The organism is Rahnella rivi (assembly GCF_019049655.1).
Taxonomy (GTDB): Bacteria; Pseudomonadota; Gammaproteobacteria; order Enterobacterales; family Enterobacteriaceae; genus Rahnella; species Rahnella rivi.
Genome location: NZ_JAFMOX010000067.1, coordinates 100420 through 124464, shown reverse-complemented (window position 1 = coordinate 124464; position 24045 = coordinate 100420). Strand labels below are relative to the sequence as shown.

18 protein-coding genes and 6 tRNA genes are annotated in these 24045 nt (G+C 50.7%); 5 read left to right on the top strand and 19 right to left on the bottom strand.

What is annotated here, in order from left to right:
- Positions 1 to 172: 172 nt before the first annotated feature.
- The 6 genes from J1779_RS23665 to miaB all read right to left on the bottom strand — a co-directional run bounded on the left by J1779_RS23665 (position 173) and on the right by miaB (position 7275).
- Entirely contained in the window at positions 173 to 1069 is an 897-nt protein-coding gene (locus J1779_RS23665) for an amino acid ABC transporter substrate-binding protein (RefSeq protein ID WP_217204934.1), read from the bottom strand.
- A 457-nt stretch (positions 1070 to 1526) separates the two neighbouring features.
- On the bottom strand, positions 1527 to 3068 hold the full coding sequence (lnt, locus tag J1779_RS23660) for an apolipoprotein N-acyltransferase (RefSeq protein ID WP_217204933.1): 1542 nt from the start codon (positions 3066 to 3068) through the stop codon (positions 1527 to 1529).
- Positions 3069 to 3074: 6 nt separating this feature from the next.
- The gene (gene corC, locus J1779_RS23655; RefSeq protein ID WP_056771527.1) at positions 3075 to 3953 is read right to left on the bottom strand and encodes a CNNM family magnesium/cobalt transport protein CorC; all 879 of its coding nucleotides are present in this window, start codon (positions 3951 to 3953) and stop codon (positions 3075 to 3077) included.
- A gap of 111 nt (positions 3954 to 4064) precedes the next feature.
- Positions 4065 to 4538, bottom strand: a complete 474-nt coding sequence (gene ybeY, locus J1779_RS23650) for an rRNA maturation RNase YbeY (protein ID WP_217204932.1) — start codon at positions 4536 to 4538, stop codon at positions 4065 to 4067.
- Complete coding sequence (locus J1779_RS23645; protein WP_420804218.1) at positions 4535 to 5533, bottom strand: PhoH family protein; 999 nt, start codon at positions 5531 to 5533, stop codon at positions 4535 to 4537. The genes ybeY and J1779_RS23645 overlap by 4 nt, the downstream gene beginning before the upstream one ends.
- 317 nt (positions 5534 to 5850) lie before the next feature.
- Complete coding sequence (gene miaB / locus J1779_RS23640; protein ID WP_056771538.1) at positions 5851 to 7275, bottom strand: tRNA (N6-isopentenyl adenosine(37)-C2)-methylthiotransferase MiaB; 1425 nt, start codon at positions 7273 to 7275, stop codon at positions 5851 to 5853.
- Positions 7276 to 7467: 192 nt separating this feature from the next.
- Between miaB and ubiF the strand changes: the two genes are divergently transcribed.
- Entirely contained in the window at positions 7468 to 8652 is a 1185-nt protein-coding gene (gene ubiF, locus J1779_RS23635) for a 3-demethoxyubiquinol 3-hydroxylase (RefSeq protein ID WP_217204931.1), read from the top strand.
- A gap of 105 nt (positions 8653 to 8757) precedes the next feature.
- On the opposite strand, the gene J1779_RS23630 is transcribed toward ubiF, so the two are convergent.
- The 11 genes from J1779_RS23630 to nagB all read right to left on the bottom strand — a co-directional run bounded on the left by J1779_RS23630 (position 8758) and on the right by nagB (position 15787).
- Positions 8758 to 8832: transfer RNA gene (locus J1779_RS23630), tRNA-Gln, on the bottom strand.
- Positions 8833 to 8892: 60 nt separating this feature from the next.
- Positions 8893 to 8969: transfer RNA gene (locus J1779_RS23625), tRNA-Met, on the bottom strand.
- Positions 8970 to 9059: 90 nt separating this feature from the next.
- Positions 9060 to 9134, bottom strand: a tRNA-Gln gene (locus tag J1779_RS23620).
- A gap of 64 nt (positions 9135 to 9198) precedes the next feature.
- Positions 9199 to 9273, bottom strand: a tRNA-Gln gene (locus J1779_RS23615).
- Positions 9274 to 9296: 23 nt separating this feature from the next.
- Positions 9297 to 9381, bottom strand: a tRNA-Leu gene (locus J1779_RS23610).
- Between the two features lie 8 nt (positions 9382 to 9389).
- A tRNA-Met gene (locus J1779_RS23605) sits at positions 9390 to 9466 on the bottom strand.
- A gap of 228 nt (positions 9467 to 9694) precedes the next feature.
- Positions 9695 to 11359: an asparagine synthase B gene (gene asnB, locus J1779_RS23600; RefSeq protein ID WP_056771545.1), complete on the bottom strand. Its 1665-nt coding sequence runs from the start codon at positions 11357 to 11359 to the stop codon at positions 9695 to 9697.
- Between the two features lie 349 nt (positions 11360 to 11708).
- On the bottom strand, positions 11709 to 12461 hold the full coding sequence (locus tag J1779_RS23595; protein ID WP_056772017.1) for an HAD-IIA family hydrolase: 753 nt from the start codon (positions 12459 to 12461) through the stop codon (positions 11709 to 11711).
- Positions 12462 to 12518: 57 nt separating this feature from the next.
- The gene (gene nagC / locus J1779_RS23590; protein WP_056771547.1) at positions 12519 to 13742 is read right to left on the bottom strand and encodes a DNA-binding transcriptional regulator NagC; all 1224 of its coding nucleotides are present in this window, start codon (positions 13740 to 13742) and stop codon (positions 12519 to 12521) included.
- A 20-nt stretch (positions 13743 to 13762) separates the two neighbouring features.
- Positions 13763 to 14902 (bottom strand): N-acetylglucosamine-6-phosphate deacetylase, encoded by a 1140-nt coding sequence (gene nagA, locus J1779_RS23585; RefSeq protein WP_056771549.1) that lies wholly within the window; start codon positions 14900 to 14902, stop codon positions 13763 to 13765.
- 84 nt (positions 14903 to 14986) lie between these two features.
- Complete coding sequence (gene nagB, locus J1779_RS23580; RefSeq protein ID WP_056771552.1) at positions 14987 to 15787, bottom strand: glucosamine-6-phosphate deaminase; 801 nt, start codon at positions 15785 to 15787, stop codon at positions 14987 to 14989.
- A 397-nt stretch (positions 15788 to 16184) separates the two neighbouring features.
- On the opposite strand from nagB, the gene nagE reads away from it, so the two are divergent.
- The 4 genes from nagE to chiQ all read left to right on the top strand — a co-directional run bounded on the left by nagE (position 16185) and on the right by chiQ (position 22268).
- Positions 16185 to 18137, top strand: coding sequence for a PTS N-acetyl glucosamine transporter subunit IIABC (nagE, locus tag J1779_RS23575; RefSeq protein WP_056771555.1), 1953 nt, complete (start codon positions 16185 to 16187; stop codon positions 18135 to 18137).
- 224 nt (positions 18138 to 18361) lie between these two features.
- Complete coding sequence (glnS, locus tag J1779_RS23570; protein ID WP_217204930.1) at positions 18362 to 20032, top strand: glutamine--tRNA ligase; 1671 nt, start codon at positions 18362 to 18364, stop codon at positions 20030 to 20032.
- Positions 20033 to 20500: 468 nt separating this feature from the next.
- Positions 20501 to 21913, top strand: coding sequence for a chitoporin ChiP (gene chiP / locus J1779_RS23565; protein ID WP_238485296.1), 1413 nt, complete (start codon positions 20501 to 20503; stop codon positions 21911 to 21913).
- A gap of 13 nt (positions 21914 to 21926) precedes the next feature.
- On the top strand, positions 21927 to 22268 hold the full coding sequence (chiQ, locus tag J1779_RS23560) for a ChiQ/YbfN family lipoprotein (protein ID WP_217205058.1): 342 nt from the start codon (positions 21927 to 21929) through the stop codon (positions 22266 to 22268).
- Between the two features lie 138 nt (positions 22269 to 22406).
- Here chiQ and fur read toward each other — a convergent pair whose 3' ends face one another.
- Together fur and fldA are read right to left on the bottom strand one after the other, a co-directional pair.
- Positions 22407 to 22862, bottom strand: coding sequence for a ferric iron uptake transcriptional regulator (gene fur, locus J1779_RS23555; protein ID WP_013576469.1), 456 nt, complete (start codon positions 22860 to 22862; stop codon positions 22407 to 22409).
- Between the two features lie 314 nt (positions 22863 to 23176).
- The gene (gene fldA / locus J1779_RS23550) at positions 23177 to 23704 is read right to left on the bottom strand and encodes a flavodoxin FldA (RefSeq protein WP_056771565.1); all 528 of its coding nucleotides are present in this window, start codon (positions 23702 to 23704) and stop codon (positions 23177 to 23179) included.
- Between the last annotated feature and the right edge of the window lie 341 nt (positions 23705 to 24045).

Sequence of the window (24045 nt, the reverse complement as noted above, 5' to 3'; positions counted from 1 at the left end):
TAAACTACCCCTCTGAGTGATGACGTAACCATAAACATGGGTGAGTGGCGGAAAAAATGCGGGGTGGGGAACGACCACCCCGCATCTGGTCTGTCTGTCCTTTCGGACCATCATCACAAGCTGGTTGGCCAGCCTTTATTTTTAATACCCGGTACTACCCGTCTGCTTACTATTACAGTGCTTTATCGTTTGGTGCTTTGAACAGGGCTTTCATGTCGTCAGACAATTCAAAGTTCATGTTCAGGTTTTTCGGAGGAATAGGTTTTTTGAACCAGGTTTCAAACCACTTGGTTGCTTCACCGGAGGTTTGCGCCTTCACGATGGTGTCATCAACCAGTTTTTTGAATTCCACATCGTCTTTACGCATCATGCAGCCGTAAGCTTCTTTCGACTGCGGCGTACCGATGATTTCCCAGTTATCAGGTTTTTTGGCTTTGGCACGTTCGCCCGCCAGCAGTGCATCATCCATCATGAATGCAACCGCACGGCCTGTTTCCAGCGTACGGAAAGAGTCACCGTGGTCTTTGGCGCTGATAATGCGCAGATCCAGTTTCTTCTCTTCGTTCAGTTTGTTCAGCAGCACTTCAGAGGTGGTGCCGGAGGTGACCACGACGGTTTTGCCTTTCAGGTCAGAGAAATCTTTGATGTCTGAGCCTTTTTTGACCAACAGACGGGTGCCGATAACGAAGATGGTGTCTGAGAAGGCCGCTTGTTGCTGACGTTCCAGATTATTGGTGGTTGAACCACACTCAAAATCGTAAGTGCCGTTTTGCAGCAGCGGGATACGGTTTTGCGAGGTGATTGGCATCATTTTTACTTGCAGGTTGGGCAGGTCCAGCTTTTTCTTGACTGCATCAACGATAGCGTTGGAATAGTCCTGTGAATAACCTACGACTTTCTGTTCGTTATTGTAGTAAGAGAATGGCACCGAGGACTCACGGTGACCGACGACGATAACGCCATTATCTTTAATTTTTTTCAGAGTGCCGGTCAGTTCTTCCGCGTGGGCAAAGCTGCTTGCGGCAACGCTTGCCAACAGTACTGATAACGCCAATTTGCGCAATTGCATGTCCAACTCCTTGCTGTCATTAGGGATCCAAACTCAGGGATCAGAAAGTGCTAATGCCTCGTCATATGAAGCTAGAAAATAACTGAATGTGAAATTTATGAAACAACATTGTTTCTTTTTTGAGACGGGGCGCGCACCAAATCAAAGCAGACAACAGGCTATGCACTTCAAAAGTGCATGAGGAACAGCCTTTTTGTACCAAAATGATGCAAGACGTCAAAAAATGTCACTAATCAGATATCTTTCAAACAGATGTAGCAAAACGCGTGCCAGTTGGCCTGATTTAACTTCGAAGGCAAATTAAAATTCAGCGCTTAATACCGCCTTTCAAACAATCGGCAGCAGGTAACAGGGAGAGATTTTGCAGGCAGGGAAGGGGTTGCGACAAAAAAGAACAGGCGCCCGAAGACGCCTGACAGTATAGCCCTGTCTTAACAGGGCTTATTGATGACTTACATCAGGGGATGATCTGGCCTTTACGACGTCCCAGCCAGATAGCCACAACGGCCATGAGCAGGGTCACAAACCACACCGGCCACCAGCCCATGCGTGCGTAAGGGGTCATGCCGGTAGTTGGCGTAACCTTCACGTTCAGCACCTGACGGGTAAACTGCGGAATTTCGGCCGTAACGTCACCCTGCGCATTCACAACCGCGGTAACACCGTTGTTGGTGCTGCGCAGCAGAGGGCGCCCCAGTTCCAGTGAACGCATGCGCGCCATCTGGAAATGCTGCCACGGACCAATCGAATGACCGAACCAGGCATCATTGGAAATCGTCAGCAGAAAGTTAGTATCCGGTTGCAGGTTATCGCGCACCTGTTCACCAAATACCACTTCATAGCAAATCGCGGTGGTCAGATTAAGGCCGCTGACCATCAGTGGTTTCTGGACGTACGCCCCGCTGGTGAGCCCCGACATCGGTAAATCGAAGAACGGTGCCAGAGGGCGCAGTATGGTTTCCAGCGGCACGAATTCCCCGAACGGTACCAGATGATGTTTATTAAAACGGTTGTCGTCCGGGTAGCGATAAGACTGCTCGCCGCCGAGCACAATGGCGCTGTTATACACCTTCATGCCTTCTTCATTGCGGCGGGCATCAATAACGCCGGTAACCAGCTGCGTGCCGTGCGAGCGGTAAATGTTATCCACCATACTCAGGAAGGCTTGCTGATCGGACTCAATATCTGAAATTGCTGATTCCGGCCAGATGATCATATTGGCTTTGCCAAGGTACGGGCGGCTGAGATCCAGATAGGTTTGCAAAGCACTTTCCAGCGCTTTCGGATCCCACTTCATCGACTGTGGAATGTTGCCCTGAACCAGCGCGACATCCAACGTTTTGTCCGTCTGTTCCTGATACCAGTGAACGTAACGCAACGGCCACGGCAGCAATAACATGGCCAGCGCAATGATTCCCGGCGTGATGCGCCGCTGGTGGAATGCGTAAACCAGCAGGCCGCTCAACGACGTCAGCAGCAGCGTAATGCCATCAACACCGGTGATCGGCGCGAGGCCTTTCAGCGGACCGTCGATCTGGCTGTAGCCAAATTGCAGCCACGGAAAACCAGTCAGCACCCAGCCACGCAAAAACTCGGTGATTTGCCATAGGGCGGGCGCGGCAAGCGCCAGTTTCCACCAGGTTGTTTTCGGCCACAGTTTGCTGAATACGCCGGCAAACAGCATGGTGTAAAGCGACAAATACGCCGCCAGCAAAACCACCAGAAACAGGTTGATGGCTTCCGGCATGCCGCCAAAGGTGGCGATACTGACATACACCCAGTTTACGCCACTGCCAAAAAGACCCATTCCCCAGAAGAAGCCGATCAGCGAGGCCTGAGACGGGCTGCGATCCAGCGTTAATGCCAGCAGGCCGCAGAGCGAGACAATCGCAGCAGGCCAGAAGTCATAAGGGGAAAAGGAGAACGTGCCACAGGCACCGAATAAGAGCGCCAGCAGGGCGCGAACCCGCTGGCGTTGGTATAAAGAGGCAATTGCCATGGAGAATTATTCTTCCAGTATTGGTTGCGGCGCGTCGTCCGGTATTTTTACGTGAACCTGAATGATACGGCGGCTGTCTGCCATCGCAACCTTGAACAGGTAACCGTCAATTTCAATGCTTTCACCACGGGCCGGTAAATGGCCGAAGGACTGCATGACCAGACCACCAATAGTATCAACTTCGTCGTCACTGTAATTTGTCTGGAACACTTCATTGAAGTCTTCAATCGGCGCGAGGGCGCGAACAGTATACGTGTGACGGCTGAGCTGGCGGATATCCAGATCTTCCGCTTCGTCATACTCATCATCGATTTCGCCGACAATCAGTTCGAGGATATCTTCGATGGTTACCAGACCGGAAACGCCGCCGAATTCATCAACGACAATCGCCATATGATAACGCTGGGAGCGGAATTCTTTCAGCATGCGGTCGACGCGTTTGCTCTCAGGAACGACCACGGCGGTTCTCAGCACTTTATCGATGCTGAATGGCTCAGACGTTGTGCGCATAAACGGCAGCAAGTCTTTGGCCATCAGGATGCCTTCAATGTGATCCTTATCTTCGCTGATCACCGGGAAGCGTGAGTGGGCAGATTCGATGATGACATCGAGGCACTCTTCCAGCGGTTGATTGCGTTTAAGCGTGATCATTTGAGAACGGGGGATCATGATGTCCCGGACGCGCTGCTCGGCGATATCCATCACGCCTTCCAGCATGTCACGGGTATCGGGGTCGATCAGATCGTTTTGTTCTGAATCACGGATCAGCTCAACCAAATCGCCACGGTTTTTTGGTTCACCGTGAAAAAGTTGGCTAAGGATAAGGGAAAAGAAGCCCTTCTTGGGACTGGGGCTGTCACTATTTTGTGAATGGTCATCGCTCATGGCGTTTGGTTTGTTTTACTCGTGTTAGTGAAAAATATTTAGCTCGCTTAGTAAACGCCGATGGAAAGGAGAACTCTCCTTTCCATCGGGTTGCTATAGACAGAACTAATCTCAGTTATCTTCTTTCTCTGAAATATACGGGTCCAGATAACCCAGCCCCTGCATGATCTCAGTTTCAATCGATTCCATTTCTTCGGCTTCTTCGTCAACGATATGGTCATACCCCAGCAAATGCAAACTGCCGTGAATAACCATATGTGCCCAGTGTGCCAGCAACTCTTTTTCCTGCTCTTTGGCTTCCTTCTCGACGACCTGACGACAAATGATCAAATCGCCCAGCAGCGGCATTTCCATGCCCGGAGGAGCTTCGAACGGGAAGGATAACACGTTGGTCGGTTTATCCATGCCACGATACGTCATATTAAGTTCATGGCTTTCAGGGATATCGACCAGACGGATGGTGACTTCTGATTCTTCCTGAAACTGTGGAAGCACGGCTTCCAGCCATGTCTGGAAGTCATTTTCTGACGGTAAACCTGCGGTATCTTCACAGGCAATTTGTAGATCGAGGATTACCGTATTCATTGACTGACCTGTTGGGATGAAATGTGTTCATGTTTACGCTCTGCGCTAATCGCATCGCGGCGTTTCTGATCTTCTTCTTCCCAGGCTTCGTACGCGACAACGATACGCGCCACGACAGGGTGGCGAACCACGTCTTCACTGTGGAAAAAGTTAAAGCTTAACTCTTCAACCGACGACAGCACCTCAATGGCGTGGCGCAGACCGGATTTCTGATGGCGCGGTAAGTCAATTTGAGTCACGTCGCCGGTGATCACCGCTTTGGAGTTGAAACCAATGCGGGTCAGGAACATCTTCATCTGTTCAATAGAGGTGTTCTGGCTTTCGTCGAGAATAATAAAGGCGTCATTGAGTGTACGGCCACGCATGTAGGCCAGCGGGGCGACTTCAATCACGTTGCGCTCAATCAGCTTTTCGACTTTCTCGAAACCGAGCATTTCGAACAGTGCGTCATACAGCGGGCGCAGGTACGGATCAACTTTCTGGCTGAGATCGCCAGGCAGGAAGCCCAGTTTTTCACCGGCTTCTACCGCCGGGCGGGTCAGAAGAATGCGACGCACTTCCTGACGCTCCAGCGCATCAACGGCAGCGGCCACCGCCAGATAGGTTTTACCCGTACCCGCCGGACCGATACCAAAGGTGATGTCGTGATCGAAAATATTGGCGATGTACTGCGCCTGATTCGGCGTACGCGGTTTCACCATCCCACGTTTGGTTTTGATGATGACCGATTTGCCGTAGTCAGGCACGCTTTCTGCGGTTTGCTCCAGCACCCGGCTTTCTTTAATGGCCAGATGGATTTTCTCAGGATCGATATCCTGAGTTTCACCACGCACCGGTGCCGTGTCGACGTATAAGTCACGCAGGATGTCTGCCGCTGCGGCGACGGCCAGGCTTTTACCGACCAGTTTAAATGCGTTATCACGACGGTTGATTTCCACGCCCAACCGGCGTTCCAGTTGTTTGATGTTGTCATCAAACGGCCCGCACAGGCTCATCAGGCGCTGATTGTCTTCGGGCTCCAGTAAAATCTCTTGTGTTACAACGTTCAAACGAATCCTCTGGGCCACTTTGGACCTGTTGCGATTTTACCCGGCTGCGAACTGCTGACAGCCGTTAACCATACCTGAGTTAATAATACATCCCCTTGGCAAAATATGCTGCGCTGCGGCGCGCGTTGCAGGGACCTTCATTCGAATATGCGGCCTGTCGCGAAAAATTAAACCCTTCTGACGGCCGTAATGTGGAAATTCATAAATGAAAACAGGACGCCAAAGCGCCCTGTGCAGGTTTTTTAATGCATCACTTTGATGATTCAGGGTTGATACATTCCAACGCCTAATTCATTTTCTTTACGCGTACGGGCGATCACAGATTGCGGCGATTCATGCAGGCGCAGCGCCATTTGCTCTTCGGTCCGCACGACGACGCCACGTAACGAGTTGGTATACACATCGACGATTTCTACGTCGACAAATTTACCAATCATGTCGGGGGTGCCTTCAAAGTTGACCACGCGGTTACACTCCGTGCGCCCGGTCAGCTCCATAATATCCTTACGCGATGTTCCTTCGACCAGAATACGCTGAACCGTGCCGAGCGTGGCGCGACTAAAGCGCATGACCTGCTGCGTAATTCTGTCCTGCAACAGCGCCAGACGCTGTTTCTTCTCGTCCATTGCGACATCATCGACCATGTCTGCAGCGGGGGTGCCGGGGCGAGGTGAGTAGATGAAGCTGAAGCTGACGTCGTAATTGACCTGTGCAATCAGGTCCATGGTGCGTTCAAAATCATCGTGGGTTTCGCCAGGGAAGCCGATGATGAAGTCAGAACTGAAATGGATATCCGGACGGGCAGCGCGTAATTTGCGGATGGTCGATTTGTATTCCAGCACCGTATGCGGGCGTTTCATCATGGTCAGGATGCGGTCAGAACCGCTCTGAATTGGCAGATGCAGGAAGCTCACCAGTTCCGGCGTATCTTTATACACCTCAATGATATCGTCAGTGAACTCAACCGGATGGCTGGTGGTAAAGCGAATGCGGTCAATGCCGTCAATCGCGGCAACCAGACGCAGCAATTCTGCAAACGTACAGATCCCGCCTTCAAACGCTTCGCCGCGATAGGCGTTCACATTCTGCCCGAGCAGATTAACTTCACGTACGCCTTGCGCCGCCAGTTGTGCGACTTCAAACAGAACGTCATCACAAGGACGGCTGACTTCCTCGCCACGGGTGTAAGGCACGACGCAGAAACTGCAATATTTATTGCACCCTTCCATAATAGAGACGAACGCTGTCGGGCCATCGGCACGGGGTTCTGGTAAACGGTCGAATTTTTCGATTTCCGGAAAGCTGATGTCCACGACAGGGCTGTGCGTTCCGCGCACATGATTCACCATTTCCGGCAAGCGGTGCAGGGTCTGCGGGCCGAAGACGATATCCACGCACGGCGCGCGCTTACGCAGCAATTCACCTTCCTGAGAGGCCACGCAGCCGCCGACACCAATAATCACATCCGGGTTTTTCTTTTTGAGTAATTTCCAGTGGCCGAGCAGGCTGAACACTTTCTCCTGAGCTTTTTCCCTGATGGAACAGGTGTTGAGCAGGAGAATATCCGCCTCTTCAGCATTATCCGTCAGCTGATAACCGTGGGTGCTTTCGAGAAGGTCTGCCATTTTGGATGAATCGTATTCATTCATCTGGCAGCCCCAGGTTTTAATGTGCAGTTTTTTAGTCATCAGCGTGTCAGTACTCAATACGGAGGAAAAAACGGATGTTTGGCAATGCCGTAATGCATAGCGCAGTTCAGGGGAACTATTGTAAACCCTCACTCCGGTGGTGACCAGCGCAGGAAAGCAGCTTAGGTTCTGATGCAGACACAAAAATCCGGTACACTTTGCTCAATGAACTGAATAAAAAGCCGGAATAAAATGAATAATCCTGAGAAGTTATTTGATGCAGTGATTGTCGGTGGCGGGATGGTGGGGGCCGCGGCGGCGCTCGGTCTGGCACAGCAGGGCCTGCAGGTGGCATTGATCGAGAATGAAGAGCCTGCCGGATTTGATCCTTCAGCACCGGCTGATTTACGCATCTCCGCCATTGGCTGTGCATCTGCACGCTTTTTACAGAAACTGGGTGCGTGGCATGCCGTTGAAAAGATGCGTTCAGTGCCTTACCGTCGCCTGGAAACCTGGGAGGTCGATGGCTCCGAAGTGAAGTTTGATGCGCAGTCCCTCGGGTTGCCGGAGCTCGGGTTCATGGTAGAAAACCGTGTGCTTCAGCTTGCTCTGTGGCAGCAGTTTGATGCCTGTCCGAATCTTGCCCGTTTTTGCCCGGCAAAATTGCGCCATCTCTTAAAGCATGACGACAATACCTGGTCGCTCCAGCTAACCACCGGTGAGCTGCTGCATACGCAGCTGGTGATTGCTGCTGATGGGGCAAACTCGCTGGTGCGCCAGCTCGCGGGGATTGGAGTGGATGGCTGGCAGTATCGTCAGAACTGCATGCTGATTAATGTCGAAACACAAACGCCGGATCAGGATGTTACATGGCAGCAATTCTTTCCGTCAGGTCCGCGGGCTTTCCTGCCACTGTTTGGGCACCAGGCCTCGCTGGTCTGGTACGACAGCCCGCAGCGTATCCGTTATTTGCAAACGCTGAACATGAAACAGCTGAGCGCAGAAATTATGCAGGCCTTTCCGGCGCGGCTTGGAAAGGTTCAGGCGCTGTCTGCCGGGGCTTTCCCATTGGTTCGCCGCCATGCCCAGCGCTATGTCTTACCGGGGTTAGCCCTGGTCGGTGACGCAGCGCATACCATCAACCCGCTAGCCGGGCAGGGCGTGAATCTGGGCTATCGTGACGTTGAGTCGTTATTATCCGTGCTGGAAAAAGCGCGTGATCATGATGAAGCCTGGAGCAGCGAAAAGGTGTTGTTGCGTTATCAGCGTCAGCGACGTCTGGATAATTTGCTGATGCAAAGTGGAATGGATTTGTTCTACACCGCGTTTAGCAATGATTTGGCGCCAGTGAAAGCCTTGCGTAATCTGGCGCTGATGACTGCTGAGCGCGCCGGTGGCCTGAAGACGAAAGCATTAAAGTACGCACTGGGGATCTGACGATCAGAAGGCTGGCAGAATCTTCTCTGCCAGCTTAAACATGGCAGAAAAATAACGCTCAGAAATGCAAAAGGCCCGCAAAATGATTTGCGGGCCTTTCTAATGTGGCTGGGGTGCCAGGATTCGAACCTGGGTATGCTGGTATCAGAAACCAGAGCCTTACCGCTTGGCGACACCCCAATGGTGTTTCTTACTGCTTTCTACAATTGAACTCTTTAATAAGAATGCTCAGTTGTAAAATGGTGGCTACGACGGGATTTGAACCTGTGACCCCATCATTATGAGTGATGTGCTCTAACCAGCTGAGCTACGTAGCCAAATTTTACTGATTTACTTCAAAACTTCAAGCACTAATTTAACTAACTTAATAATAAATTTCAAGTGCTTACCAGCGAAAAGAAGAAGTATGGCTGGGGTACCTGGATTCGAACCAGGGTATGCTGGTATCAAAAACCAGTGCCTTACCGCTTGGCGATACCCCAACAGTACAACAACTTCAAACTGGGTTTTCTCTGCTGACACATCAAAGACATGACAATAAAGAAATGGCTGGGGTACCAGGATTCGAACCTGGGAATGCTGGTATCAAAAACCAGTGCCTTACCGCTTGGCGATACCCCAACTGTGCTACCGATGTCCGGAAATGGTGCGGGAGGCGAGACTTGAACTCGCACACCTTGCGGCGCTAGAACCTAAATCTAGTGCGTCTACCAATTTCGCCACTCCCGCAAAAAAGATGGTGGCTACGACGGGATTCGAACCTGTGACCCCATCATTATGAGTGATGTGCTCTAACCAACTGAGCTACGTAGCCATCTTTTTTCGCGCTACCTTCATCGGCGTTGCGGGGCGCATTATGCGTATATGACCGTTTTGCGTCAACACCTTTTTTGGAGAAAAAGCGTTGATGGCGTTCATTTGTCTGGCTTATAACCACTCTGGTGATTAATTGGGCAAAAGACATTATTTTTATTGGCTTTACCCATAAAAAAATGGGCCAAAAGTGGCCCATTAATGAAGGGAAGAGTAACTCTGAAATCGATTATTTGTAGGCAGACTGGTGTACGCCCACCGCACGGCCAGAAGGATCGTCCATGTTTTTGAACGCTTCATCCCATTCGATGGCTTTCGCAGAAGAACAGGCCACTGAAGGGCCGCCAGGCACGCATTCTGCCGCGCTTGGAACCGGGAATAACTCTTCAAAAATCGTACGGTACAGGTAGCCTTCTTTCGAGGTCGGCGTGTTGTACGGGAAACGGAAATGTGCAGTTTCGAGTTGTTGATCGGTGATCTGCTGAGCAGCCACTTCTTTTAACGTATCGATCCAGCTGTAGCCCACACCATCAGAGAATTGCTCTTTCTGACGCCATGCAACGCTGTGTGGTAAATAGGACTCGAAACATTCACGCAGGATATGTTTCTCCATTTTACCGTTGCCGCACATCTTGTCTTTCGGGTTCAGGCGCATTGCCACGTCGAGGAATTTTTTGTCCAGGAACGGTACGCGGGCTTCAACGCCCCAGGCAGACATCGCTTTGTTGGCGCGGGCACAATCATACATATGCAGGGCCAGCAGTTTACGCACGGTTTCTTCGTGGAATTCTTTGGCGTTCGGTGCTTTATGGAAGTAAAGGTATCCGCCCAAGACTTCGTCTGCGCCTTCACCCGACAGCACCATTTTAATGCCCATCGCTTTGATTTTACGTGACATTAAGTACATCGGCGTCGAGGCGCGAATGGTGGTGACGTCATAGGTTTCGATGTGATAAATCACGTCGCGAATTGCATCCAGCCCTTCCTGCACGGTGAAATGAATTTCATGGTGCACGGTGCCCAAATGCGTTGCGACTTCTTTGGCTGCGCGTAAATCGGGTGAACCTTCCAGTCCGACAGCAAAGGAGTGCAGTTGCGGCCACCAGGCTTCGCTTTGATCTTTGTCTTCGATACGACGACCGGCAAATTTCTTGGTAATCGCAGAAATGACGGAGGAATCAAGACCACCAGACAGCAGCACGCCGTAAGGCACGTCAGACATCAGGTGACTTTTTACAGATTCTTCCAGCGCATCTTTCAATGCTTTGGCATCCGTAACGTTGTCTTTGACGTTGTCAAAATCGAACCAGTCGCGATGATAATATTCGCGGATCTCACCGTCCTGGCTCCACAGGTAGCTGCCCGCCGGGAATTCTTTGATCGTGCGGCAAACCGGCACCAGCGCTTTCATTTCTGACGCCACATACATGTTGCCGTTTTCGTCATAACCCATGTACAGCGGGATGATGCCCAGATGGTCGCGGCCGATCAGGTAGGCGTCTTTTTCTGTGTCATAGAGAATAAAGGCGAACATGCCTTGCAGGTCATCGAGGAAGTCATGACCTTTTTCCTGATACAGCGCCAAAATCACTTCGCAGTCTGAAGCTGTCTGGAATTCATACTTGTCGCCTAACTCAGCGCGCAAAGCCTGATGGTTGTAGATTTCGCCGTTTACAGCCAGAACGTGGGTGTGTGCTGCGTTGTACAGCGGCTGTGCGCCGTTGTTGACGTCGACAATGGACAGACGCTCATGCGACAAAATCGCTTTATCGCTGGCAAATACGCCGGACCAGTCGGGTCCGCGGTGGCGCATCAGGCGCGAAAGTTCCAGCGCTTTTTTGCGCAGCTCGACGGAGTCAGTTTTGATATCGAGCACACCGAAAATTGAACACATAAGTCTTTCTCCCTAACGTTTCTCTGGCTGTCATTTTTATGAGGGTCAACGTTGCCGGTCTTTCTGTTTGAGTCTGGCGATGTTGCGTTGCTGACTATGAAAATGCGTCAAAACCCCCATCCTGTGCAAGCGGTTTAATGCTCTTCTGACAAATAGTCTGTTAACCAGTGCAGATCTTTAGCGGATTATTGGTTTTAAGATGTTTTTATTGATGAATCATCAATTTTATCGCGAAATATTGACGGGCATGCAAAAAATGAGAAAAGAGGAGATAAAACAAGCAACAAGACAAAAAAAAGCGAGCCAGAACAAAAGTCAGGGCTCGCTTTCAAGGACTTAAAGGACGTCGTTAAATGATATCGATGTCAGCGACAGAAGGATAAATCCAGGTCGGCCGGAACGGCATGCCTTCAATATCATTGAGCGTTGAAACGCCGGAGAGCACCAGAATAGTTTCCAGACCGGCCTGGAAGCCCGCCAGAATGTCGGTTCGCAGATTGTCACCCACGATCACCGTGCCATCGGAGTGCGCCTGCATTTTGTTCAGCGCTGAGCGAATGATCCATGGGCTCGGTTTACCGACATAAAAGGGTTTGCGGCCAGTGATTTTTTCGATTGGCGCGCACAGCGCACCGCAGGCCGGGGTAAATCCGTGGCCGTGGTTATCAGGGTTCGTGGCAATAAAGCGTGCGCCGTTCGCAACGAAGAACGCCGCTTTATGGATCATATCCCAGTTGTAAGAGCGGGTTTCGCCGACGATCACAAAATCAGGATTGATGTCAGTAATGGTGAAACCGGCTTTATACAGTTCGTGGATCAGCGCACCTTCGCCGACCACGTAGGCTTTCTTGCCTTCCTGACGTTTCAGGAAATCTGCGGTCGCCATAGCGGAGGTAAAGAAAGCGCTTTCCGGCACGTCAAGACCGGCCGCACTGAAGCGATTTGCCAGATCCTGCGCGGTCTGAGAAGGGTAGTTGGTGAGAATGACCAGAGGCATTCCCTGTTCCTGAATACGGGCGAGAAAACGATCGGCGCCGGGTACTGCGGTATTGTCGTGCAACAGCACGCCATCAATGTCACAGATAACATTCTTTATAGTCATGATTTCCAAACCCACTTTTCCAGCTCCATTTCTGGCAGCCAACAACTATAGCACGTCTTAATTTTCCAGCAGACGCTGCAAAAGAACGCCATTGAGCATGGCGCGTTTGACCAGTGCAAAAGCGCCAATCGCCGACTGATGATTCAGCGCCGATGTCACCACCGGCAGGTTGCGGCGAAAATCTTTCAGAACCTGCGCATTAATGCAGTTTTGAATCGCAGGCAGCAGGACTTTATCGGCCTCAGTAATTTCACCGGCGATCACCACTTTTTGCGGATTAAACAGGTTGATGGCAATCGACACGGCTTTTCCCAGCTGACGGCCTACGTGATCGATCACTTCCGTCGCGAGGGCATCGTGGCGATTTGCCGCTTTGCAAATAGCGGAAATCGAACAGTCATTGAGGCTGAGTTTGCTGGCATAGCCTTGTGTGAGCAGATGACGCACGCGATTTTCGATGGCCGCGTTGGCAGCAACAGTTTCCAGACAGCCAAAATTCCCGCAATGGCAGCGTTCACCCAACGGGTCGATCTGAATGTGGCCGATCTCGCCCACATTTCCGTTACTGCCCAGAAAAATCTGCCCGTTAACAATAATTCCCGCGCCGGTACCGCGGTGCAAACGAACTAAAATGGAGTCCTGACAGTCGCGGGTTGCACCGAAATAGTGCTCAGCGAGCGCCAGACTGCGGATATCGTGGCCAACAAAACTGGTGACTTTGAAGCGGGCTTCGAGCGCGTCCACTAATTTCCATGCGCCGACGCTGATATGCGGCATGTAACGGACGATACCTTTGTTGGGATCAACCAGGCCGGGAAGGATGACGGAAATCGCAATCAGCTCGCGGATTTTGCGCTGGTTCAGCTCGATAAATTGCGAGATTGCCTCAAAGAGCGCGTTCTCAAGGGTTTCCTGAGTGCGTTCCGGCAGGGCGTAATGCTGTTCGGCCAGTGATTTGGCGCTGAGATCGTAGAGCGTAATCGTCGCATCGTGGCGACCAAGGCGTACGGCGATGGTATGAAAAGGGCGGGTTTCGGTAATGATCGAAATCGCGCGACGGCCCCCGGTGGACGCCTGTTGTTCCACCTCTTTTATGAGGCCACGCTCAAGTAACTGTCGGGTGATTTTGGTCACACTGGCGGGCGCAAGCTGGCTCACGTCGGCAATCTGAATGCGCGAAATGGGCCCCTGTTGATCAATCAGGCGGTAAACCGCCGCGCCGTTTAACTGCTTAACCAGATCAACGTTGCCGATTTGTGCCTGCTGTCCGCCAGTTGTCATCAATGCTGTTATCCGCTCAATTAAACTTCGTCACCGTTAACGATAGTTTTTGTGATTTTAAAATCATGAGTGAACGCGGTGAGGTTGGCGACTTTGCCTGCTTCGATGCTGCCTAACTGGTCGTCGAAACCGATAGCGCGTGCCGGATAAAGTGACGCCATACGCAGCGTTTCATCCAGTGCGATGCCAACATGTTCGACGCTGTTCTGTACCGCTTCGATCATGGTCAGGGCAGAGCCGCTCAGTGTTCCGTTCTCGTCCACACAGAGTCCATCACGGTAGTATATTGTTTTACCGGCAAAAATGAACTCATCAATGTTGGCACCTGCTGGCGCAGTGGCATCTGTGACCAGCACCAGCTTGTCACCTTTGAGCTTTTTCGCGTTGCGGATATTCGCCCAGTCAACGTGCAGACCGTCAGCAATCACGCCGGTATAGACTTCAGGTGTATCGAAAATTGCACCAATCAGGCCAGGCTGGCGGCCGGTAATGGCAGGCATTGCATTATAAAGGTGCGTAGCGAAGGAGATACCCGCGGCGAAACCGGTGCGCGCCTGCTCATACGTTGAATTGGAATGTCCCGCGGACACTACAATCCCTGCATCACGCAGCTGGCGAATGTATTTTGCATCGACCTGTTCAGGTGCCAGCGTCAGCTGGGTAATCACTTCGGCATTTGCACACAGGAAATCAATCATTGCGCTGTCTGGCAGGCGGATAAAGGCCGGATTATGGGTGCCTTTTTTCTCCGGGCTGAGATAAGGCCCTTCAAGGTGCAGACCCAGTGCCTGATTAGGGTATTTTTCCAGATAAGTGCGCATCACGCTGATACCGTGTTTCATGTAGTCATCGCTACAGGTGATCAGCGTCGGTAGGAAACTGGTACAGCCAGATTTTTCGTTGGCTTTCTGCATGATCTCTAACGTTTCTACCGAAATGGCTTCCAGAGAATCGTTGAACTGCACGCCGCCGCAGCCGTTAAGCTGCAGGTCGATAAATCCGGGAGCAAGAATGGCACCGTCCAGATCGCGGGTTTCCACATTTTCTGGCAGCTCGCTGAGCGGGCAGACACGTTCGATTTTGCCATCAGCAATCACGACCGCGTGGTTATCCAGAACGTCATGACCGGTATAGATCCGGCCGTTAATCAATGCGTACATCATGCCCCCTAGTACGTTTGCCCTGCTCCAGTCGCGCGGCCGCTGCGGTGCTGCAACGCGACTGGCTTCGGGCATAATGTTTAGTTAAAGATTTTTCATATTTTCCGCTTCTAACTCGCGGAAATATTTAACAGTTTTGACTTTAAGCTCCATGGTGGACGGCTCGTCACACACCATAACGGCTTTCGCGTGCAGTTGCAGGCAGCTGATGGTCCACATGTGGTTAATGTTACCTTCAACAGCGGCTTCAAGCGCCTGCGCCTTCGCGTGGCCGGTCACCAGGATCATCACTTCTTCCGCATCCAGCAGTGTACCTACGCCAACGGTCAGGGCATATTTTGGCACCTGAGACACGTCGTTGTCGAAGAAACGGGAGTTCGCGATGCGGGTTTCATGAGTCAGCGTCTTGATACGTGTGCGGGATGCCAGTGAAGAAGCCGGTTCGTTAAACGCGATATGACCATCATTGCCCACGCCGCCCATGAACAGGTTAATTTTGCCGTAGGATTTAATTTTTTCTTCGTACTTGCGGCATTCTTCATCGATATCTGGCGCATTACCATTCAGCAGATTGATATTTTCACTTGGGATATCAACGTGATCAAAGAAGTTTTTGTACATGAAGGTATGATAGCTCTCAGGGTGTTCCTGCGGCAGGCCAACATATTCATCCATGTTAAAGGTCACAACGTTTTTGAAGCTAACCTGGCCTGCTTTATGCATAGCGATAAGGTGTTTGTAAGCTTCAAGCGGGGTACCACCGGTAGGAAGACCGAGAATGAAAGGGCGCTCGGCAGTGGGTTTGAAGGCATTGATGCGCTCAACGATATGGCGCGCAGCCCATTTGCCGACTTCAGTGGTGGTATTTAAAGGAATAAGTCTCATCACGTACCTCTTGATTTCAGAATATTGAATATACTGTTCATACCCTTAGTCGAAACTGAAGACCTTGGGACATGTGTAGACAAAACAAAAGCAAAAGTTCTTCGATTCAAAGGCGGTCTTGTTAAGCGTAAACCACCGTGAAAGTTTATGGCTGGCACAATACCGTCTAGATTTTTTTAATAATAAAATAAGTTTTGTGTGTTGACCAGTCTGATGGCATGTTATCACCTCTTTTTGGTGACAATTATCACAAAAAGAGAGGTTTTAATTTGCGATACGAAATAATCTTTTTACACTCGCAGAGCAGTTGGTTAAATCGGAACGGTAAACAGTAAAGGTAGTAACCATACTAATTAAACTACTTAGGTGATTCGCCTGACGGCGGATAGGGGGAAATGTGAATATTCTTGGATTCTTTCAGCGTTTAGGCAGAGCGCTACAGCTGCCGATAGCCGTACTGCCGGTCGCTGCGTTATTGCTGCGCTTCGGTCAGCCTGATCTTCTTAACATGCCTTTCATCGCGCAAGCCGGTGGCGGGATTTTCGATAACCTCGCGCTCATTTTCGCCATCGGTGTGGCGTCCAGCTGGTCTAAAGACAACGCAGGTGCCGCAGCATTAGCAGGCGGCATCGGTTACTTTATCCTGACCAAAGCGATGATCACCATTAACCCGGCCGTTAACATGGGCGTGCTGGCCGGTATTATCACCGGTCTGGTGGGCGGTATGGTTTACAACCGCTGGTCTGATATCAAACTGCCTGACTTCCTGAGCTTCTTCGGTGGGAAACGTTTCGTTCCTATCGCAACCGGCTTCTTCTGTCTGGTTCTGGCCGCGATCTTCGGTTACGTCTGGCCTCCGGTGCAGGATGCTATCCGCGCCGGTGGTGAGTGGATCGTGGGTGCGGGTGCATTCGGTGCCGGTATCTTTGGTTTCGTTAACCGTCTGCTGATCCCAACCGGTCTGCATCAGGTACTGAACACCATCGCATGGTTCCAGATTGGTGACTTCACCAACGCTGCAGGCACTGTGTTCCACGGTGACATCAACCGCTTCTACGCGGGTGACGGCACGGCGGGGATGTTCATGTCCGGCTTCTTCCCAATCATGATGTTTGGTCTGCCAGGTGCAGCATTTGCGATGTATTTCGCCGCGCCTAAAGAACGTCGTCCATTGGTTGGCGGTATGCTGGTGTCCGTTGCGGTTACGGCGTTCCTGACCGGTGTCACCGAGCCGTTAGAATTCCTCTTCATGTTCCTCGCTCCGCTGCTCTATTTAGTGCACGCCATCCTGACCGGGATCAGCCTGTACGTTGCCACGGCGCTGGGTATTCATGCCGGCTTCTCCTTCTCTGCGGGTGCGATCGACTATGCGTTGATGTACAACCTGCCAGCAGCAAGTAAAAACGTCTGGATGTTGCTGGTGATGGGTGTGGTCTTCTTCATCATCTACTTCGTGTTGTTCAGCGTGATCATCCGTATGTTCAACCTGAAAACGCCGGGTCGCGAAGATGACACGGTAGACATGGGTGCACCGGAAGCCAACAGTAATACTGAAGAAGGTCTTAACCAACTGGCGCTGAGCTACATCGGTGCGTTGGGCGGTTCTGATAACTTCAAAGGGATTGATGCGTGTATTACCCGTCTGCGTCTGAATGTAAAAGATGCGGGTACGGTTGACGATGCTGCCTGTAAGCGCCTTGGTGCATCGGGTATCGTTCGTCTGAATAAACAAAGCATTCAGGTTATTGTGGGTGCAAAAGCTGAATCTCTGGCCGATGCCATGAAGAAGGTGATTGCCCGTGGTCCGGTTGCTGCCGGTGTGGCAACTGCCGCCCCAGTCGCCATGAGCAACGCTGCCCCTCAGGCCGTGCCAAACACAGTGAAAACGGTGGTTGAAACTCTGGTGTCTCCGGTCACCGGTGACATCGTGGCGCTGGATCAGGTACCTGATGAAGCTTTCGCCAGCAAAGCCGTTGGTGATGGTGTCGCCATTCGTCCTACCGGTAAAATCGTGGTATCGCCTGCTGCGGGTACTGTGGTGAAAATCTTCAATACCAATCATGCGTTCTGCCTGGAAACTGTTTCTGGCGCTGAAATCGTGGTTCACATGGGGATTGATACGGTTACGCTGAACGGTCAGGGCTTTACCCGCCTGGTCGAAGAAGGTGCCACTGTGACAGCCGGTCAGCCTGTTCTGGAACTGGATCTGGATTATCTGAATGCCAATGCGCGCTCAATGATTAGCCCGGTCGTCGTCAGCAATATCGATGATTACACAGGTGTCAGTGCACTGGCGAGCGGCTCAGTTGTCGCGGGTCAGACCAAGCTGTTCGACATTCAGGGCAAATAATTTTTTGACTGAGTGAGGCGGTGTCAGTCACCGCCGCTGCTGAAAATGTCGTTACAGTGATAACAAAACGGGAAGAGAGCGATCTCTTCCCGTTTTTTATTGTTTTCGGACAGCCTGTGAGGGGATAACCACGATTTAATGCAACTAACGGTTGTTTCCCGACGTGGCTTGTTGGAACATAAGCGGTTATCCGTAGAGTCAATGTTGCGTAGAGGAATTGCACAATGAGTGAGGCTGAAGCCCGCCCAACAAATTTTATCCGTCAGATTATTGATGAAGATCTGGCGACCGGGAAACACAATAGCGTTCACACCCGTTTCCCGCCTGAGCCTAATGGCTATTTGCATATCGGCCATGCAAAGTCTATCTGCCTGAACTTCGGCATTGCACAAGACTACCAGGGTCAGTGCAATCTGCGTTTTGATGATACCAACCCGGCAAAAGAAGACATCGAATTCGTTGAGTCTATCAAGCACGACGTCCAGTGGCTGGGCTTCGACTGGAGCGGTGATATCCACTACTCTTCAGACTATTTCGATCAACTGCACGCATACGCGCTGGAATTAATCAACAAAGGTCTGGCTTACGTTGATGAACTTTCCCCCGACCAAATTCGCGAATATCGCGGTTCCCTGACTGCGCCGGGTAAAAATAGCCCGTACCGCGATCGCTCCGTGGAAGAAAACATCGCGCTGTTTGAAAAAATGCGCAACGGTGAATTCGCTGAAGGTGCGGCCTGTCTGCGTGCCAAAATCGATATGGCATCGCCATTCTTCGTGATGCGCGATCCGGTTATCTACCGTATTAAGTTTGCTGAGCATCATCAGACCGGCACAAAATGGTGCATCTACCCGATGTACGATTTCACCCACTGCATTTCCGATGCGCTGGAAGGGATCACCCATTCTTTATGTACGCTGGAATTCCAGGACAACCGCCGTCTTTATGACTGGGTGCTGGATAACATCACTATTCCATGCCATCCGCGTCAGTATGAGTTTTCCCGTCTGAATCTCGAATACTCCATCATGTCCAAGCGTAAGCTGAACCTGCTGGTGACCGAGAAGATTGTAGAAGGCTGGGACGACCCGCGTATGCCGACCGTTTCAGGTCTGCGCCGCCGTGGTTATACCGCTGCATCTATCCGTGAATTCTGTCGTCGTATTGGCGTGACCAAGCAAGACAACAACGTCGAAATGATGGCGCTGGAATCCTGCATTCGCGACGATCTGAACGAGAACGCACCGCGAGCCATGGCTGTTATCAATCCGGTTAAAGTGATCATTGAAAACTTTACCGGTGATGACGTGCAACAGGTGAAAATGCCAAACCATCCGAGCAAGCCGGAAATGGGCACCCGCGACGTTCCTTTCACCCGCGAGATTTACATCGATCAGGCTGATTTCCGCGAAGAAGCTAACAAGCAGTACAAGCGTCTGGTGCTGGGCAAAGAAGTGCGCCTGCGCAATGCGTATGTGATTAAAGCGGAACGCATTGAGAAAGATGCCGAAGGGAATATCACCACTATCTTCTGTTCTTACGATATCGACACGCTGAGCAAAGATCCTGCTGATGGCCGCAAGGTGAAAGGTGTGATCCACTGGGTTTCCGCCACTGAAGGTAAGCCAGCAGAATTCCGTCTGTATGACCGTCTGTTCAGCGTAGCGAACCCCGGTCAGGCAGAGGATTTCCTGACCACCATCAACCCGGAGTCTCTGGTTATCGCTCAGGGCTTCGTTGAGCCTTCTCTGGCAGGGGCGCAGGCGGAAGTCAGCCTGCAGTTCGAGCGTGAAGGTTACTTCTGTGCCGACAGCCGCTATTCCAGCGCGGAGCATCTGGTGTTTAACCGCACCGTCGGTCTGCGCGATACCTGGGAAAGCAAACCGGTTGCCTGATTGAAGTAAGACTTATTTTTAACGCAGCTTCGGCTGCGTTTTTTTATGCCTTAAGCAATATCGAAATTGATTTCTGTCGCGAATTAATGTGTTTATGATGCGCACTTTTTAGCGGCTCTGATTAAATATCGCTGAAAGCTGAAACGTGTAAACCACAGACTTATCTTTTTTAGTTATTTGATTCTTAATTGTTTTCACTTTTTTCCTCGCTTAAATTCCCACAAAGTTCTTTCTGTAATACTTTTTCATCTTTATGTGCACTTTGTCATATTTCAGAGATCAATGATGAATTACTCATTGATAATTCGCGTCGCGAAAAATACTCTACCCTTGCTTTTACGGTGACGTCTCTGACGCCCGCTTTTAATACCCGTTTGGGTTTTGCAGTTACTTTTTAGTCAAAAATGAGGAATTTCTATGCACAAGCACCTTAACCGGGGCAGGGGATCGGCTTATCTGAAACCTGTGATGTATTCTCTGGCCGGCACCTTATTGGGTGGCGGATTAATGTTTTCTGAAGAGGCAAACGCGGCGGGCTTTATTGATGATTCGACGCTCACTGGTGGCGTGTATTACTGGCAGCGCGAACGTGATCGCAAAGATCTGAATAAAACCAAAGAAGAAACCCGCCCCGACGGCTCTAAAGTCACCGTCAACAACCCTGACTACGACAAGTACGCCACTAACCTTTCTCATGCCACCGCCAACCTGAATCTGGATTTCTCCTCCGGTTATGCGTGGGATATGTTCGGCATCGACGTTGCGGCTTTCACGGCAATTGAAATGGCCGAAGCCAGCGACAGCGGCCACCCGAACGAAATTGCATTCTCCTCAAAAAATCACGCTTACGATGAAGATTACTCTGGCGATAAAGGCGGAGTCAGCCTGTATAAAGCTGCCGGTAAGTTCAAATACGGCGGCTTCTGGGGCCACGCGGGTTATATTCAGCCGACCGGCCAGACCCTGATTGCGCCGCACTGGAGTTTCATGCCGGGTACGTATCGCGGCGCAGAAGCCGGATATAAACATGATTTCGGCGAGCCGGGCGAACTGAGTTTCTCCTACATGTGGGCGGATGAATATAAATCACCGTGGCACCTGGAAATGGATGATTTCCGCCAGAATGACAAAAAAACCGGTGTTTCCTATATTCACTCGCTGGGCGCGAAATACGACTTCAAAAATGATCTGGTGCTCGAAGCCGCCTATGGCGAAGCGGAAAGCTACGTCGATCAGTATTTCGCCAAGGCCTCTTACAAAATGGATCTGCTGGGTAACCCGCTGACCACCAGCTACCAGTTCTACGGTGCAGAAGACCGCATCAGTGATAAAAACGATCCTAACAGTTTGTACGACGGGCTGGCATGGTTGCAGGCTCTGACGTTCGGTTACACCACCGGCCAGTTTGACTGGCGTCTGGAAGGGACGATGGTCAAGGCGGAGGGGAATCAGGGCTACTTCCTTCAGCGTATGACCCCAACGTATTCCTCGTCCAACGGTCGTCTCGATGTGTGGTGGGATAACCGTTCCGACTTCAACGCCAACGGCGAAAAAGCAGTATATGCCGGTGTTTTATATGATCTGGCGAAATGGGATCTGCCAGGCTTCGCGGTCGGCGGTTCCTATGTTTATGCATGGGATGCCAAGCCAAGCACCAATGCGGCTTATGACCAAAGCCAGCGTCTGAAAGAAAGTGCGTGGAGTCTGGATGCGCTTTACACCCTTCAGGAAGGGCGCGCCAAAGGCACGTTGTTCAAATTGCATTACACCCAGTATGACAACCATTCAGATATTCCGAGCTGGGGCGGTGGTTACGGCAACATCTTCCAGGATGAAAAAGATGTGAAATTTATCGTTATCGCTCCATTCACTATTTTCTGAGGTCACTATGTCGATGAATAAATTACTGCTGATCGTGACCACGTCTTTATTGCTGGCCGGTTGTTCCCAGACGTCAGGGCAGGCTGAAGATGCCAGACTGCGCAAGGCTTACAGCGCCTGCATCAATACCGCTGAAGGCTCGCCGGACAAACTTGCATCCTGCCAGGCGGTTCTTAACGTTCTGAAGGAAGAGAAAGCTCACCAGCAGTTTGCACAACAGGAAACGGTACGCGTGCTGGATTACCAGCGCTGCCTGACGGCACGCAAAACCGGTGACGGGCAGGCTTACGCTGCCGATTGTGGAAAAATCTGGAAGGAAATTAAAGCCAATAACTCACCCATGCCGGTGCAGTAGACCTCATCAAACACCTGAATGTGAGACAGAAAACCCCGGCTTGCCGGGGTTTTTTATGTCTGTCATCGCTGATAAACGGGCATAAAAAAACCGCTTTTCAGCGGTTAATTTTAGGTCGATATCAACGAGCCCGGCAGATTACTGCGCAGGTTTGTCATTGTGCAAAGAGTCATCTTCGCGGCAGTCGCCTGCTTCACAGTGGCCGTACAGGTACAGGCTGTGGTTGGTCAGTTTGATACCGTGTTTTTTAGCAATTTCGCGCTGACGACCTTCAATGTATTCGTCGCGGAATTCAATAACACGGCCACAATCTAAGCAAATCAGGTGATCGTGATGGTGTTGCTGAGTCAGTTCGAACACGGACTTGCCGCCTTCGAAGTTATGGCGGGTCACGATACCGGCGTCATCAAACTGGTTCAGAACGCGGTAAACCGTCGCCAGACCAATCTCTTCACCCATATCAATCAATTGTTTGTACAGATCTTCCGCACTAACGTGATGACCTTCCGGCGCTTGCAACACTTCCAGGATTTTAAGGCGCGGAAGCGTGACTTTTAAGCCGGCTTTCTTCAGTGCGGTGTTGTTGTCAGTCATGCGGATTCAGTCCTGTTACTATGTGCTAATCAAGTTGAGGCATGGAGCCTGTGGCATCAGCGGCACAAAATTCTTCGATTAGGATCCTTCTTTTAACGGAAGTGTGCCGATCCCCTAAACGATAGCCTGTTAATAAAGATCACTAAATGCCAGTCACATAAGACAATGCAACGACTTGATCGATAGAAAAAACAGATGAACTCAGTGTACCTTGATACCACCGAAAGTAACAATTTTGTTGTGGCTAAATTGTTAATTTCAGTAATAGTTTGGCCCTTCAATTGTAGAATAAATCCTCAGGGCCAACAGGGTTTTTAGCCAATAATTTCTGAAAGGCTCAATTCTTCAGTAATTTGCTTAACCCAGGCGTCAACGCGCTCATTGGTTAATTCCGGCTGACGGTCTTCATCAATAGCCAGTCCGATGAAATGTTTATCATCTGCCAGACCTTTGGATGCTTCGAAGTGATAGCCTTCGGTTGGCCAGTGACCCACAATCACCGCGCCGCGTGGCTCAATGATGTCGCGCACGGTGCCCAGCGCATCACAGAAATATTCTGCGTAGTCTTCCTGATCGCCGCAACCAAACAGCGCAACCAGCTTACCTTCAAAATCTATCTCTTCCAGGCTTGGGAAGAAGTCGTCCCAGTCACACTGAGCTTCACCGTAATACCAGGTTGGAATACCGATCAGCAAAATATCGAATTTTTCCAGATCCTCTTTGCTGCTCTTCGCAATGTCATGCACCTCAGCAACATCTTTACCCAGTTGTTTCTGGATCATTTTTGCGATGTTTTCGGTGTTACCTGTATCGGATCCAAAGAAGATTCCTACTACGGCCATAAGATGTCTAACCTCTTGTTCTCAATGATAAGCCCTACATTGCAGGCAATAATAGTGCTGATAATAGCAAACTCGTGAGGCGGAGAATATGCTTCTGCTCGCCTTCTTAACTGACGAATAAGTTTATCGGGCAATCTTTTTAAGTGGTATCGCCTTCGTGTGCTTTTAATCCAGATAAAATCCTCAAAATTGACGGGGTTAAAAGCAAAGTGAAGAAATATATCTTAACAATACTAAATTTTAAGCACGTCCCGCCGATAGATGATGCGAGAGCAATCTCAACATAATAAAGAAATCGATGCCCGGAGAGGTGTTCAAACATGTCCTGGGGCACTTGCCTG